This is a genomic window from Moorena sp. (genome assembly GCF_982860115.1).
On record NZ_CEYLVT010000164.1, the window covers coordinates 1 to 16,908 of the forward strand.

Here is a 16,908-nt window from a genome sequence, read left to right on the forward strand (position 1 = left end):
TTGTAATCAAGACGGACACCCCCACCACGAGAACGCAGGTGGGGGAAGCATTCATGGGCTGAAGTATCCATTGAGCAAGGCTCTTTTGTCGAAAGCGATCGCAGTTGCTAGAGTTTGGGTATGAGGAGCCGTTATGCGATCGCATAAGCGCGGAAGCAAAGCTTCCGGAGCGTAGCGTGACCTACGGTCAATCGCATTTCTGTAAACAATTGCTGTAATCTACGATAGTCAACGAATTGTACTGAAGTTGATTAAGCTAACGCGATTGACATGCAGTCACGCTACGCGAACGTGATTATCCAACATTGCTGGAATTTCCGACAATAACCGATTTTCACGTTTTGTCAATCCACTTAGTATGATAATGATTATCCCAATCTAAGGTATTTTTCGATAACTATCGCCCGTTGCTGTTGCTAGCATTATCGTGATTTACCCAAATTGCTGTAATTTACGACAATAACGGATTTTCAGCGCAGTTGCTGTTGCTAGCATTATCGCGATTTACCCAAATTGCTGGAATTTCCGATAACTATCGGGCGTTGATTAAGCTAGCGCTATCGTAATTAGCCCAAATTGCTGTAATCTACTATAGTCAACGAATTCTACTGAAGTTGCTGTTGCTAGCATTATCGTGATTTACCCAAATTGCTGTAATTTACGACAGTAAACAATTTTCACCCCTTGTCAATCCACTTAGTATGATAATGATTATCTGAAATTAAGGTATTTTTCGATAACTATCGCCCGTTGCTGTTGCTAGCATTATCGAGATTATCCCAAATTGCTGGAATTTCCGATAACTACCGCGCATTGATTAAGCTAACGCGATTGACATGCAGTCACGCTACGCGAACGCGATTATCCGAAATTGCTGGAATTTCCAACAGTAACGGATTTTCACCTTTTGTTGCTGTTGCTAGCGCTATCGCAATTATCGAAAATTGCTGAAATTTTCGATAACTAAGAAAATTGATTAAGCTAGGATTATCGTTATCATTAAAAATTGTTGGAATATCCAATAGCCAACGAATTGGACTGAAGTTGATTAACAAGGGGCTCAATCATTTGTATAGCGCTATACTGAGAAAATCAGAGCGATCGCATTATTCCCGAAATTCCTGAAATTCTCGATAGTTACAGGATTCCGCTGAAGCTAGTTAAACTAGCGCTATACTTATCCTGCACCACTATAATTGCTGAAAATTGCTGCAATTTCCAACATCAAGCTCAACCCTTGCTACCACAATACCTAGGACTATACCAATTACTCTTAGGAGTACCATTATTCGGTTCAGCCGTCAAGATAATTGTACCATCTTCGCCAACAATCCAACCCTGAGCTTCCACAATTTTCTTCTTGGGACGAGCAGGAGTAGGAGTATTGACACTCCGGCGTTTCCCTCTCATTGGTAAGTAACTAACCTCAGGAGTAGGAGTAGAGGTAGCTTCTTCGATAGTCTCTTCTTCAGTATCAATGGTAACCCAATCTACCAGTACAGACCGTTGAGTAATTGGGTCTAGGGGACTTGGGGGTAAGCCACCCCGTCCAGTAACAATGAATTCACCGAGTTCATCTACTGCTACTTTTCCACTCCTGGGACAGTTAGCAACAATTAATGCTGAGGGGTCAACTAGTGATGTTGGTAAGAGCTCAGGATCCTGGGTAGGATTAACTGCAGAATTGATCTGCACAGATCCCAATAAAGACGAATTACCCTGCAAATTAATAGCAGAGATATCATTAAATCGAGTTGGACCTTCCTGTAACCTGAAGTTTCCAAACAAGCCTTGCAGGGTGATGTTGATGTTTCCACCTTGGCCTTCTTCAGCATTAGCAAAGATATCGTTACCTGTTTCACCGTCAGAGGGGTATAGGATCAGTAATCCACCATCAATAGTGATATTCCCACCTGTGACTCCATCCCCTGTAGCATCAGCCAAGATTAGGCTGTTGTTATCGAGTGTTGTCAATCCTGATACATTGATATCAATAGTTGCTGCTTCTTTGTTGTCGGTTTTTTGTCCAGTAGCAGCTACAAGTTGGCCGTTGTCTAGGGTGAGAGATTCAGCATCAATGGTCAGTTTGCCAGCCTCTCCTAGCTTGCTCTCATCCGCGTCACCGTTCTCATCCACTTCAGTCTCTGGAAACCCTTGTTCTGTTAATGGGACACCGCTTACTGCTATGCGTGCTCCCTTCTCGACAGTTAGCTCATCTGTTTCTATCGTCACATTTCTAGCAGTGCCACCTTCGGTTGCTTGAGCGAATATTCCTGCGGGAGATTTAGACTTATCTGGTAGATTTCCAGTTAACAACACTGAGTCTTTAGCGTTGACTTCCACATTTCCGGCTGTACCTGTTTCGGTGGAAGCAGAAATTTCGCTGTTGTTTACGGTCAAGGTATCTGAATCTAAAGTTATGTTTCCACCTTCGCTTGTTGTGGAAGTAGCAATAATTTCAGCACCATCAGTTAGTTGCACGTCATTGGCATCAATTTCGATATCACCACCGCGAAAGTCAGTTTTGCTTTGAGAATTCAAAACTGCACCATCTGATAGACGCAAGCTCGGTGTTTCTATCTGAATAAGCCCTCCCTCAGCCTTTGCTTGTCCTTTAGTTTCGGTGACTATGCGAGTGTTTCGGTCACTGTTTTTTTTGGCACCAGCCCCAGAAATTTCCACAAAATCGGTGGCATTGACTGTAATATAACCTGCTGGAATTTTGCCCTCAGTGGAAGCTTCTACTTTCCCTCCATTTTTAAGGGATAGAGAGCGAGCTTGAATGGTAATGTTGCCAACGTTTTCTATTGTTTTATCGTTTCCTGCCTCCGGATTTATCTTAGTTTTAATTGCGCTACTTTGCCCAATAATCTCAATCTTATCTTTAACTGTTATCTTGATATTTCCAGGATTCCCCTTACTTCTCTTGATAGCTTCAGCACTGATAGAGCTCTTATTGCTTAAGGAAAGTGAACCAGCTTTAATGGTTATATCGCCACCATCGCCTTTAGCTGCCTTTTGGGATCTCGCTTCAATTTGAGCCCGATCTTCCATGATAAATTCTCTATCAACTATGATGGTGATATTGCCCGCCTTTCCAGCTCCTGATGTATTAGAAGTTATACCATCAGAACCTGATTTATTAGATCCAATCATTGTCAGTGATCCGACACGGATGTTGATCGGACCGCCGTCACCTCCAGCTTCTGAGTCAGTTCTAGCCGTAATTTGGACTAGACCTCTCTTAGATTCAGGATTGCTGGGATCTTTGCGAGCGTCAAGCAATAGGGAATCAGCTTCGATCTCAATGCTCCCACTATTTCCTTCAGCGTCTTTTTGAGCGATACTCTCAATTTTGCTACCGTATTTAATCTCAACTGCTCCCCCAGCCAATATCGTAATTTTTCCTCCGGTTCCCTTACCGTTATTTTTGCTCTTAATTCTGCTGTTATCGGCGAGGGTGACATTGCCATCGACCTTTAATGATATATCCCTAGGACGACCCTTTCTTTGATTACGTTGTTCTGTTTTAATAGTACCTTGATCTTTCAGAAGTACATCGCCACTCACATCGATAGTAATGCTACCGGTATCACCATCTCCGTCTGCTCTGGTGGAAATTCCTGGTGTTGGTCTTTCAGATTCAATCATCAGGGAACCAGTAGTAATTTCTATACTTCCTCCTGGTCCACCTTTTTTGTCAGTGAAGGTAAAGATGCCATGCTGATTATTGCCACTAGAAGCAATAATCGAAACTGAGTCATCAGCAGTGATTATAATATCACCGCTTTTCTGATCATTGACGTTAGTTACGGTGAAGATTCCCTGCTCTCTTCGAGCTGTCTCTACTGTCAACGAGCGAGTATCGATAGTAATTTTACCACCTTCTCCACCTTTTCTACGGGTCATGGTAAAAATGCCATTATCTCTGCTTCGGCGAGAGGTAGAGCGAACCAATACTGATTCATCAGCTGTTATTATAATATCACCACTTTTGCTGCCATTATTCTCAGTTTTAGTAAAAATTCCCCGATCTCTATTATTTTCCGAGTTTTCTACTTCTATTGAATTAGCGATAATCCTAATGTCACCACCATCAACATCGCTATCTTTAGCTACAGAAGTTTCTATAGCGCTATTTTTAACTAAAACATCCGCTTTCTTGACGCCATCAGGAAAGTCTAAACCCAGCTTGTCACCCTCTTGAGTCAATGCTACTTCTCCTGGTGCGCCCAATCCCGCTAACAGAATATTCCCACCTTGATCGGTACTAATCTTACTATCTTTTTTCCTATCTTTCTTACTAACCTCAATATCACCACCGAGCAACAACAGGTTATCAACCGCTAGCTTTTCCAACTTAGCTTGACTGGTAATCTTACCCGGAATTTGATTAAAGAAGAATACATTAGGATTAACGGTCAGCAATGGCGATGGCGGCTCTGGATTAGAGGCACTAAACACTCCTCGATTCCCAAACCCAATCCCATCAGCAGTGGTGCCCACAAATGAACCGGATACATCCAGCTTCGCCTTATCCCCAAATAAAATTCCCTTGGGATTAATCAAAAACAAATTTGCTCCACCATCCACACCCAAAGTGCCAAGAATATTAGAGGGATTAGCACCAGTTACCCGAGACAGAATATTTTGAATTCCAGCTGGATTAGCAAAATAAACCCTTTGCCCTTTGTCGATATTAAACTCAACGAAACTGTGGAACAAATTGATATCCCGGATTGCTCCTCCCTTGATTAAATCAACAATTTTCCCATTTACCTCACCAGAGCCCAGGTCTAGCTGTGACGTTTCTCCCTGGGGCAAAGTAGCATCAGGAGTAATCTGAGCCTGAGCTTGGTTAGCTATAAATACCCACGCGCCACTAATAGCTAAACATAGGGCTAAACCTAACTGACTGTAATACCGTTTCAACACATCTAATGCCATAGCAATGGTTTATCCTCAGCCTGGGGAGTGTGATTTGACTGCACTTAAGGTTAATCAATGTCTTGTCATCGATTAACCTAGTTTTAATTAACCTACTGGCAGCTCATCAGTTTAATTGATAATGGCTTGAGGTTATTTTTTGTGGAAATAATAACCTCAGCTATTATAAACTTAGAGGTGGCAACTATTGATATGCAGCTAGTTATATAAAGTTTTGTTAATTAAGATTAACTAGGGCTATAGGGAATGCTTTGGCAAAGCGCTTGATCACGAGCATAGGAGCATTTTCAAAATTGTTGAAATTTTCGATAGTGAATCAACCAGGCTAGAAGCTATTAAGAACCGCGCTATAGTTATTCACCAACCCTATAATTATTGCTGAAAATTGCTGCAATTTCCAACATTTCGCTCAACCCTTGCTACCACAAGACCTAGGATTATACCAATTACTCTTAGGAGTAGCAGTATTCGGTTCAGCCGTCAAGATAATTGTTCCATCCTCCCGAACAGTCCAACCCTGAGCTTCCACTATTTTCTTACGACGAACAGGAGTAGGAGTAGAAGCAACACGACGTTTTCCTCTCATGGGTAAGTAACTAACCTCAGGAGTAGGAGTAGAGGTAGCTTCTTCGATAGTCTCTTCTTCAGTATCAATGGTAACCCAATCTACCAGTACAGACCGTTGAGTAATTGGGTCTAGGGGACTTGGGGGTAAGCCACCCCGTCCAGTAACAATGAATTCACCGAGTTCATCTACTGCTACTTTTCCACTCCTGGGACAGTTAGCAACAATTAATGCTGAGGGGTCAACTATTGATGTTGGTAGTATCTCAGGATCCTGTGCTGAGTTGGTAATATCCCTGGTCACAGTCCCAGTTTGACCTTCACCCGTCAAGCTAACCGCTGCTATTTCACTAAAATTATTATTGAAAACTAAGGATCGGTCTGGATTTCCATCTGAGCCGATAAACGCACTTCTATCTTCCAGTACGTTCAGATTAAATAAGCCTTGCAGGGTGATGTTGATCTCTCCACCATCCCCATCCTGAGCATTGGCAAATATATCGCTACCTTTGTCATCATTATTTAAAGGCAACGCTACTAATGCTCCGCCAGAAATATCGATATTTCCACCATCGACTCCATCCCCTGTAGCATCAGCCAAGATTAAACTGTTGTTATCAAGTATGATCACTCCTGGCACATCAATATCAATAGTTGCTGCTTGTTCGTTGTTGGTGGGATTTTTTCCAGTAGCAGCTACCAGTTGGCCGTTGTCTAGAGTGAGAGACTCAGCCTCAATGGTCAGTTTGCCAGCCTCTCCTAGCTCACTCTGCTTCACGTCACTATCTGGAAAACCACTATCTGTTAATGGGACACCGCTTACTGCTATTCGTGCTCCATCTTTGACCGTTAGCTCGTCTGTTTCTATAGTCACATCTTGAGCAGTACCACCTTTGGTTGCTTCAGCGAATATTCCTGCCGGAGATTTAGACTTATTTGGTAGATTTCCAGTTAACAATACTGAGTCTTTAGCGTTGACTTCCACATTTCCTGCAGTTCCTCTTTCGGTAGAAGCAGAAATTTCGCTGTTGTTTACGGTCAAGGTGTCTGAATCTAAGGTTATGTCCCCACCTTTACTTGTTTTGGAAGTGGCAATAATTTCAGCACCATCAGTTAGTTGCACTTCATCGGCATCAATTTGGATATCACCACCGGGAAAGTTACTTTCACTTTTAGAATCTAATCGTGCACGATTGGATAGACGTAAGCTCGATGTTGTGATGTCAATACTCCCTCCTTTACCCTGAGATTCATCTCTAGTTTCAGTGGATATGCGACTGCTTCTTTTAATCCCAGAAATTTCCACAAAATCCCTAGCATTGATTGTAATATCACCTGCTTTAATTTTGCCCTGAGTAGAAGCTGATATTCTCCCTCCATCTTTAATGGATAGAGAGCGAGCTGTAATGTCAATGTTAGCCGTTTCTTTTTCTAGGGTTTGCTGGTTTCCTCTCTTATCCTTTATTTCTGTTTTAATGGCGCTGCTTTGGCCAGTAATTTCAATTTTATCCTTAACCGTTATTATGATATTTCCCGGATTTCCTTTACTTCTCTTGGCAGTAGTAGCACTGATAGTGCTCTTATTTTTTAAATAAAGTGAAGCAGCTTCAATGGTTATCGTGCCACCATTACCTGTAGCGTTATTTTGAGATTTCGCTTCAATTTGGGCTCGATCTTCCATAATGAAGTCTCCATCAACTATGATGGTAATGTCTCCCGCCTTTCCAGATCCGTTTGTACTAGCAGTTATACCATCAGAACGTGATCTATCTGGTTCAGGTCCAATCATCGTCAGTGAACCAACACGGATGTTGATCGGACCGCCGTTACCTCTAGTGTTTGGATCGGTCTTAGCTGTAATCTGAGTGCTATCACTTCTCTTCGAGTTAGGATTGCTGGGATTGCGAGCATCAAGTAATAGGGACTTAGCTGTGATCTCAATGCCCCCACTCGATCCTGTAGATTTTTGTTTAGCTACATTCTCAATTTTGCTTTTGAATCTGACTTCAACTGCTTCCCCAGCCAAGATGGTAATTCTACCTCCATCTGCTGCCCCGCCATTAAATATTTGAAGTCGGCTATTATCGTTGAGTATAACATTACCCAAGACATTTAATAAGACATCTCCGGGACGGCCTTTTTTATCGTTTCTATCTACTTTTTTGTTTTCAACTTGTTCTGTTCTAATGGTACCTTTATTTTTCAGTTCTACATCACCAGTCACATTGATGGTAATGCTGCCACTATCACCATCTCCCTTTGTTCTTGCCGAAATTCCCGGTGTTTCTTTCTCAGAGTCCACCATCAGGGAGCCAGCAGTAATTTGAATACTTCCCCCTGTGCCACCTTTTTCGTCAGTTAAAGTAAAGATTCCATTTTGAGTCTTATTCTTACTAGAAGAAATAATCGAAACTGAGTCATCAGCGGTGATTACAATATCACCTCCTTTCTGGCCATTGACCTTAGTCATGGTGAAGATTCCCTGCTCTCTTCGAGCCGTTTCTACTGTCAACGAGCCAGCGTCGATAGTAATTTTTCCACCTTCTCCACCTTCATCCTCTGTTATCGTAAAGATTCCCTGGCGCTCTTTTCTAGCAGTAGACTTAATCGATACTGAGTTATCAGCAGTGATTATAATATCACCACTTTTCCTACCATTATTCTCAGTTTTGGTAAAAATCCCTCGGTCTTTCTTATTTTCGGTGTTTTCTACTTCTATTGAATTAGCAATAATTCCAATGTCACCACCATCAACATCGCTATCTTTAGCTACGGTAGTTTCTATAGCGCTATTCTTAATTACAACATTCCCTTTCTTGACGCCATCGGGAAAATCCAAACCCAGCTTGTCACCCTCTTGAGTCAATGCTACTTGTCCTGGTGCGCCCAATCCCGCTAACAGAATATTCCCACCTTGAACGGTACTAATCTTACTATCTTTCTTACTATCTTTCTTACTAACCTCAATATCACCACCGAGCAACAACAGGTTATCAACCGCTAGCTTTTCCAACTTAGCTTGACTGGTAATCTTACCGGGAATTTGATTAAAGAAGAACACATTAGGATTAACCGTCAGCAATGGCGATGGCGGCTCTGGATTAGAGGCACTAAACACTCCTCGATTGCCAAACCCAATCCCATCAGCCGTGGTGCCCACAAATGAACCGGATACATCCAGCTTCGCCTTATCCCCAAAGAAAATTCCCTTGGGATTAATCAAAAACAAATTCGCTCCACCATCCACACCCAAGGTGCCAAGAATATTAGAAGGATTAGCACCAGTTACCCGAGACAGAATATTTTGAATCCCAGCGGGATTAGCAAAATAAACCCTTTGCCCTTTGTCGATATTAAACTCAACGAAACTGTGGAACAAATTGATATCCCGGATTGCTCCTCCCTTGATTAAATCAACAATTTTCCCATTTACCTCACCAGAGCCCAGGTCTAGCTGTGACGTTTCTCCCTGGGGCAAAGTAGCATCAGGAGTAATCTGAGCCTGAGCTTGGTTAGCTATAAATACCCACGCGCCACTAATAGCTAAACATAGGGCTAAACCTAACTGAGTGTTATAGCGTTTCAAGACATCTAATGCCATGGGATTTGTTCTCCTGAGCCTGGGGAGGGGTAATTGATTTAAGCTATCAGCTTATGCGCTACGCGCACGCTACTTGAGGTGCTATCAGCTATCAGCTCACCCATTGACGCAAGCTACGTGGGGTTTATTTTAAGTTCACAGCTGACGGCTGATTGCTGACCTTTGATTAATAGTGGCTTGAGGCCGTTATTGTTACTAGCAATACTAATTATTACTGCTGCAAATAATAACATAAATATTATACCTATAATTGCTAGATAGTATTGATGTAAAGTTTTATGAAATAACGTTAGCCAGGGCTACAGAGATGGATAACCGATCTAAGAGATAGGCAACGGATATAGGGATCCGTGTAGGAATTGTGAGAATTTTTGTTCCCGATTCCCGATTCCCGATTCCCGATTCCCGATTCCCGATTCCCTTTGCTATACAAAGTCTGCTAATGTAATAAAATGTAAATAAACTTAAAAACTATTTATACAATAATCTGGCTAAGGACTTGATAAAAGATGGAAAATGTGTTAAAGAACAAACAAGCCAATAGGGTTTCTAATCCTGGTGTGTCCTATAGTCAGGAAGATTGGGCAAGAGGTTATGAGTCCCAACGCCATGAAGACGATTATTGGATTGATCAAGTAGAAGGGGAAATCCCTAAGGAGTTGCGGGGGACTTGGTTACGGAATGGTCCTGGTTTGCTGGATATTAATGGTTACCGGGTGCATCATCCATTTGATGGGGATGGGATGATTTGTGCGATCGCATTTGATCACGGTCGAGCTCATTTTCGCAATCGCTTTGTGCGCACAGAGGGCTTCTTAGCGGAACAAAAAGCGGGGAAACCGGTATATCGAGGAGTGTTTGGCACTCAGAAGCCTGGGGGTTGGTTAGCGAATCTATTTGATGTCCAACTCAAAAATATTGCGAATACTAATGTGATCTACTGGGGTGGCAAACTCTTAGCCTTATGGGAAGCTGCTAAACCTTACGCTCTAGACCCCTTAACCCTTGAAACCTTCGGTGAAGATAACTTAGATGGAGTGTTATTAGGGGGTGAATCCTTTGCTGCTCATCCTTGGATTGACCCTAGGTGTAAGCTTGATGGTGGTCAACCTTGTCTGGTGAATTTCGCAATTCAGCCAGGTCTGTCTAGCAAAATTACTATTTACGAATTGAACCCAACCGGTAAACTATTACGACGTCAGGCTTATAGTGTTCCTGGTTTTTGCTTCATCCACGATTTTGCGATTACCCCAAATTACTGTATTTTCTTCCAAAATCCTGTTAGCTATAATCCTTTTCCGTTCCTGTTGGGATACCGAGGAGCTGGTGAGTGTTTGGCATATCAGCCTGAACAACCGACGCGGATTATAGTGATTCCTCGTAAACAGAATACAGAGGAAGTCAAAATCCTAGAAACCCAATCGGGCTTTATCTTCCATCACGCTAATGCTTTTGAGGAAGATGGCAAGATTTATGTGGATTCCATTTGCTACGAGTCATTATCAGCAGTAGAGGTAGGTAGTGATTTCCGGGAGGTTGATTTTAATGCGATCGCACCAGGGCAACTCTGGCGCTTTACGTTGAACTTAACCCAGAAAACCGTAGCGAGTAACTTATTAGAAGAGCGCTGTTGCGAGTTTCCTAGCATTCACCCTAATCATGTAGGAAATCCCTATCGCTACTTATTTATCGGAGCTGCTGATCATCCCACCCGTAATGCGCCATTACAAGGGATTCTAAAAATAGATATGGCCACAAAAACACAACAATTCTGGAGTGCTGCGCCAAAGGGTTTTATAAGTGAACCAATGTTTGTGCCACGACCCAATGCTGAACGAGAAGATGATGGTTGGGTGTTGACCTTAGTATATGATGCTAGTCATCACCGGTCTGATCTAGTAATTTTAGATGGTCGTGATTTAACTAGTGGACCGGTAGCACGACTGCACTTGAAGCATCATATCCCTTACGGTTTACATGGTAGCTGGAGTGGTGAGTTGTTGGGAGTTGGGTTGAATCAGGTTAAAGGTTGTTCGCGTAGCGTGGCCAAAAGGCCAAGGTTTAATAAGGTTGAAGGTTTAAGGTTTAAGGTTGAAAGTTAGAGGGTTGAAGGTTGTTCGCGTAGCGTGGCCGAAAGGCCAAGGTTTAAGGTTGTTCGCGTAGCGTGGCCGAAAGGCCAGGGTTTAAACTTTAACTAGAAACTTTTAAGTAACAAGAGGAGATAATTACGCTAAACTTACTAGTTAATAAGCTTGCAGGGGAATTATAGGGTTGGAGCTTTGATGATTAAACCTAAGCTAATAACAGAATTTTCCTCAGGGGTGCCGGATGAAATTCAGCGTTGTTATCACGACTTATAATCGCCTAGATCTACTCAAGCGCGCCATTGAAAGCGCACTTGCTCAGACATTTACCTGTGAGATTGTTATCGTTGACAACGGTTCGTCTGATGGAACCGAAGATTATGTCCAAGAGCGCAGTGAAGCTTTGACAGGTGCTGGTGAGCAGAGCCTGGTTTATCACCGAAATTCCGATAATAAGGGCCACTCGAAAGCGGTAAATCAAGGGGTAGAGTTGGCAACTGGTGATTGGATCAAGCTGTTGGATGATGATGACTACTTAGCCAGGAACTGCATTGAAGAAATGGCTAATGCGATCGCATTACATCCGAAAGCGGTGATTTGCTCTTGCCAATCGGCTCAAGTAGATACCTTAGGAGTAGAACTAAGTGTAACACGGCGAGTGGGTTTATCCCAAAGGTTATATATAGCCCAAGAAGACATTCATTATGGAATGCTTCTGGAAATGGTACCGTTTGGGACCCCAGCGCAAGTGGCTTTCTCCCGTGATGGTTTTCTGAGTTCCGGTGGTTGGGATTCTAGCTTAGATACCAACTTTGATGATATTGATTCCTGGATTCAAATCGCTCAGTTTGGGGATGCTATATTTATCAATAAGTGTTTAGCTTACCGGACGATTTGGTCTGGTGCTTATAATCAAAAGTTTTCGTTCCAGAAACGTCTTAAAACCCATATTTCCATTAAGGAAAAAATCTATGCGCTAGTCAGTGATAAATACCAAGGTAAACTCCCATTACTGTGGGAGCTGGGAGCTTATCTGAGATTACATTGGGGTTTAGTAGCCCTTAAACGAGGTAAGTTGCTCAGTGCCGCTAAGTTATTGTTTCCTGAGTGTTTTTCACCGATTGCTTTTTCACCGATTGCTTGGAAGTTGCTGTTACTTAGAAATACTCTAGGGTGCGCACCCCAATTATACCACAAGTTACCGCTTTAATTGGCAATTTTCATCACTTAACTATTTTGATTAACACAAAGTAATTAATTAGTCAATTGAAAATTGAAAATTGAAAATTGGCTAGTAACCAATTAGTTAGTAACCAATTAGTTAGTAACCAATAACCAATTAACTAATCAACAATTAACAATTAACAATTAACAATTTACCTGAAGCCAAAGTTATTAACCGGATTTGCTCCGACTACAGATTATCAATTTGTTTGCGAAGGTCTTCCAACTCTTTGTCAACAGGGGAATCTGAGGAAGTCGATTTTTTCTCTTCTGAGGCTGGTAAAGCTTCTTGAGATACAGAACCACCAGCCAACTGAGCTTTCATCGTGGCCAACTCATCATCAACATCATTACCTTCCAAGAGTCTAAATTGACTTTCCAAGTCAGCACCACCCAGCTCATGGGCAGCTTCAGAACGAGCCTCCATTTCCAAGACTTTCTGTTCCATACGCTCAAACGCCGCTAGGGAGCCACTAGTATTGATAGACCCCATAGTTTGTTGTAACTTTTCATTGGCCTTAGCCGCCTGAGCTCGTGCTTTGAGCATATTCTTTTTGGTCTTGGCTTCGGAAATTTTGCCTTCGAGAGCCACCAGATTACGCTTAAGAGTATTGACCTGATTAGTTTGCTGATCCAACTGATTTTTCAGGGTAGCAGCAGTCTCAGCATTGGTCTTCTTACGCACCAGAGCCTCACGAGCCAGGTTTTCATCCCCTTTGGTGAGAGCCAGCTGAGCTCTTTTCTGCCAGTTGTTAGCTTCTGTTTGGTTTTTGTTGTATTGCTGCTCTGTGCGTTTTTGTTCAGCAATTGACCTGGCAACTGCTTGACGCAATTGAACCAGATCCTCTTGCATATCAACAATAGCTTGATCCAGAATCTTTTCTGGATCCTCAGCCTTGCTAACCATATCGTTCAGATTAGCTCTGACCACTCTGCTAAGGCGATCAAATAATCCCATAACACTGTTTATCCTCTAGGAATGTACATTGTAGTTATAAAACTGGCTTGCTGGTGCCTAAGCCTAGTTAAGTTGTCTTGAAGGACAAGCAATTGTGGCTGTCCCATCTCAAGTCTGATTGGGGAACTGAAAAATTTGCGGGCTTGACCCATACCCTAGCCATTAAGACAGGGAGCCTTTCATCCAGTTTAAAAACTTCTTGGGAAAAAGTGCTAGACAACAAGCTAAGGGTTGAACTTTCTGGCGGCTGAACCATGGGGGATTCTAAGGGATTGCTGTTGGAGGGGTTAAAAATTGGGTTCCAGAGGCGCTTATGATATACTATAATAGTTCCATATTGCAGAAAACGTCTTTATCTGATCGAAGAGGGGAGTTTGAGGGAAACTAATTACTTTTTCCAAGTATTTATCGGATTTTTCCGGATTTTTCGGTTATTCTGCCTGAGTTGAGGGTAATTGAGGGGTGTCGGTGCCTTGAATCAGATTAGCTTTCATGGCGGCTAACTCAGCTTCCACATCATCGTTAGCTTCGATAGCGGCAAATTTCTGATCGAGTTGATTAGTACCTAACTCAGCCATTGCCTCAGACCGGGCTTCAAGCTCCATTACCTTATCTTCCATCTTTTCAAAAGCGCTCAAGGCACTACTGGTACCGACATTACTGAGCATCTCATTAATTTTCATAGATGCCTTAGCTGAGTTAGCCCGAGCAATATACAAGTTCTTTTTAGTTTTCGCCTCTGAGATTTTCTGTTCTAGGGTACGCAGCTCTTCCTTGAGCTTGGACACAAGCTCAGCTTGCTGGGAAAGCTGAGCGTTCATGGTTGTGACGGTCACCTGATAAGATTTCCGCCGTGTCAGGGCATCCCGTGCCAAGTTGTCGTCTCCTGCTGACAAGGCTAACTGAGCGCGACGGTACCATTGCTCAGCAGCCGCTTGAGCCTGAGAGGCTTGTCGTTCGGTACGTTTTTGGGTAGCGATCGCTTGAGCTACAGCCTGACGCATTTGAATCAAATCCTGCTGCATATCATCGACAGCCTGTTCCAGGATTTTCTCAGGATCTTCAGCTTGGCTAATCAGACTATTAAGGCTAGCGCGAATGATTCTCAACATACGATCTAATAATCCCATGGCAGCTTTCCATAGATGATCAGGGCTTAGGTAATCTTTACTGATGTTATTCAGATTTAACCTGACACTTAACACTATAGTTAAGGACGATAAATCGAAGCAGTAATTCCCTGTTTCTGGAGTTTTTCTACCAAACCTTGTGCTTCATGTTCAAATTTGAACGCTCCCATCTGAATCCGGGTACCTTGAGATAATTTGCGCACATAGGCATCAGGAACAATTGTCCTAGCTTGTTGTAAGGAACGTTTACCATCGTAGTTGATCACCACATAGTAGAAAGGATCCCGAGCAGGTAAAGACTCCTCTACCACTGTTTTTAGGGATGCGACTTGATTCTGGAGTGTTTCAGAGATAGCTGGTTCAAGTAATCCTGACTGTGCCCGTCTTTCTGGGGGTACTAAAGAGCCTGAGGTTGTTGGTAATGATGACAGGGGAACCTTTTGGAGTGGTTGAACGGAAGGCAAAAGTACTGAAGATAAGGAAGACCCTTTAGGAGGCATCGGTCTAGTTACCACCTTAGGAGCTGATTCAACCACCTTAGGTAAAGGGACATCTTTTGTATAAAAAGGTTTTTGCTGTGGTCCTGGAGTAGCTTCCACTTGAGAAAGGGTATGTAAGTTCAAGTCTACAAATTCCTCAGAAGCCAAATTAGGACCACCCTGTAGGGGAGAATTAGGAACCGACTCAGTCTGTTGTGGTTGATCTGGTTTAATATCTTGGGGGGTTTTGGAAATCTTGGGGATGATGGAGCTAATCAGCTGCGACAGATCCAGATTACTTAACACCGAGGGATTGGAGAAGATATAGGGTAGGGTAGCGCTTAACAACAGCAAAAGTACCATAAAACCGACATTTAACGGAGTCAGCAGTTGGTAAGACACCTGCTTTTGGTTGTCAAATTCTTCTTCATCTTCTGCCAGACTCTGTAGTAGTTTTTCTGATGATTCGAGATAATCGTCTGGCTGGGTTTGGTTAGCCCCTAACTTGATCAAACTACCTGAGTTTTCAGGCAATTTTTCAGGAGGGTTAAGTTGCTCCGTAGCCTTTTTATGAATACCTAAGCTAGCACTTTCACCATTATTATACTGGGAGACAACTGGTGGCTGAGTAGCTTGCGGGGACTGTGATAACAGGGAATCGAGGGATTCAGTCTGCTCAACCAATGGCTCTTGTGGTTGTTTGAGAGAAGTTGTCCCCTTGGCCGTTAGGTTTGGCAGTGGAATGGTTGATGGCTGCTTTAGTTGAGGGATGGTCTTGTTTGTCTGTGATGGAGAGGATTTCTGTTGTACCTCACCCACAGAAATTAATTCTAGGGGTTTACGGGCCCGGTTACGACCAAGACTACGGTTAGTCATGACTGGGCGTCCTACTCTTCGACGTCGGTAGCGCGCTAATTCTTCCTCTAGTTGTACATCAAGGCTACTCAGAGCAGCTTGTAAAACTGAGTTGAGGTTGTAGTTACCCGTCGAGCTAGGGGATGAATTAACTGAGGAGTTTTGGCTCATGGCAGACTCTATGGGTCGTTTGTGCTATAGAACAAGCAACAGGACTTACGCAGCCATTCTATCTCTAGGGTCACCCTAATAACTCTAAGCTAGTTTTTTGCCCAATGTGGCACAGGCTTCTAGTGTGGCACAGGCTTAGAGGCTGTGAAGTAAGTCCTGAAGCAATCAAAACTATGGTCAAATTAACTAATTATAGTAAGGCGATATGCTTAAATCACTCAATCAGATCTTAGATAGGATTACAAATCAGCCCGAGTGGGAAGGTATACAACGCTTGTCATACCTAATTAAGTCTTGGTCTGAAATAGTAGGAGTGAACATAGCTAATCATACCAGACCCTATGCTATCTCTAGGAATATCTTATATGTAGCTACATGTAGCTCTGTTTGGGCACAAGAATTAAAATTTAAGCGCCGGATGTTGTTGAAACGGGTTAATGCTCGTTGGTCTGAGCCCCTAGTTGACATCCATTTTTCTCCGGCTCAGTGGCAGAAAACACAAGTTTTGGGCAATGGCTATTCACAATCTGAGTTGACCCCAAACCATAGACATCCTAGCACCATCTTGCCAATGTCTTCATCACTGGTTTGTGAGGAATTAGAGTACACAGAAAAGACAGAAAGTAGTGAAGCCACTGACAAAACTACTGACACAACTAGTGACAAAACTCACAGACCCCAAGCAGCCTTTAAAAGTTGGGCAAAGATGATGCAGATGCGATCGCAAAATTTACCACTTTGTCCTCAGTGTCAGTGTCCGACTCCACCAGGAGAACTCCAGCGTTGGGATGTCTGTGGTCTTTGTGCTACTAAGCAACGGCAAATTTAGAGCAATGTTTTATTAGGGAGTAGGGAGTAGGGAGTAGGGAGTAGGGAGTAGGGAGTAGGGAGTAGG

At 42.9% G+C, this 16,908-nt stretch carries 8 protein-coding genes; 3 read left to right on the forward strand and 5 right to left on the reverse strand.

Annotated elements, in window-relative coordinates:
* Nucleotides 1–1,230: 1,230 nt before the first annotated feature.
* Both AC4II3_RS23160 and AC4II3_RS23165 read right to left on the reverse strand, forming a co-directional pair.
* A complete protein-coding gene (locus AC4II3_RS23160) occupies nt 1,231–4,947 on the reverse strand; it encodes a filamentous hemagglutinin N-terminal domain-containing protein (protein WP_490722895.1) in 3,717 nt (1,238 codons plus the stop codon).
* Nucleotides 4,948–5,356: 409 nt separating this feature from the next.
* A complete protein-coding gene (locus tag AC4II3_RS23165; protein WP_490722896.1) occupies nt 5,357–9,112 on the reverse strand; it encodes a filamentous hemagglutinin N-terminal domain-containing protein in 3,756 nt (1,251 codons plus the stop codon).
* A 509-nt stretch (nt 9,113–9,621) separates the two neighbouring features.
* On the opposite strand from AC4II3_RS23165, the gene AC4II3_RS23170 reads away from it, so the two are divergent.
* Together AC4II3_RS23170 and AC4II3_RS23175 are read left to right on the forward strand one after the other, a co-directional pair.
* Nucleotides 9,622–11,214, forward strand: coding sequence for a carotenoid oxygenase family protein (locus tag AC4II3_RS23170; protein WP_488013962.1), 1,593 nt, complete (start codon nt 9,622–9,624; stop codon nt 11,212–11,214).
* Nucleotides 11,215–11,440: 226 nt separating this feature from the next.
* Nucleotides 11,441–12,406: a glycosyltransferase gene (locus AC4II3_RS23175; RefSeq protein ID WP_488013964.1), complete on the forward strand. Its 966-nt coding sequence runs from the start codon at nt 11,441–11,443 to the stop codon at nt 12,404–12,406.
* A 204-nt stretch (nt 12,407–12,610) separates the two neighbouring features.
* Here AC4II3_RS23175 and AC4II3_RS23180 read toward each other — a convergent pair whose 3' ends face one another.
* From AC4II3_RS23180 to AC4II3_RS23190, 3 genes are all read right to left on the reverse strand, one after another.
* The gene (locus AC4II3_RS23180) at nt 12,611–13,378 is read right to left on the reverse strand and encodes a PspA/IM30 family protein (RefSeq protein WP_488013966.1); all 768 of its coding nucleotides are present in this window, start codon (nt 13,376–13,378) and stop codon (nt 12,611–12,613) included.
* Between the two features lie 431 nt (nt 13,379–13,809).
* A complete protein-coding gene (locus tag AC4II3_RS23185) occupies nt 13,810–14,508 on the reverse strand; it encodes a PspA/IM30 family protein (protein WP_488013967.1) in 699 nt (232 codons plus the stop codon).
* Between the two features lie 80 nt (nt 14,509–14,588).
* Nucleotides 14,589–16,013 (reverse strand): hypothetical protein, encoded by a 1,425-nt coding sequence (locus tag AC4II3_RS23190; protein ID WP_488013968.1) that lies wholly within the window; start codon nt 16,011–16,013, stop codon nt 14,589–14,591.
* 205 nt (nt 16,014–16,218) lie between these two features.
* Between AC4II3_RS23190 and AC4II3_RS23195 the strand changes: the two genes are divergently transcribed.
* Nucleotides 16,219–16,842: a DciA family protein gene (locus AC4II3_RS23195; protein ID WP_488013970.1), complete on the forward strand. Its 624-nt coding sequence runs from the start codon at nt 16,219–16,221 to the stop codon at nt 16,840–16,842.
* Nucleotides 16,843–16,908: the final 66 nt, after the last annotated feature.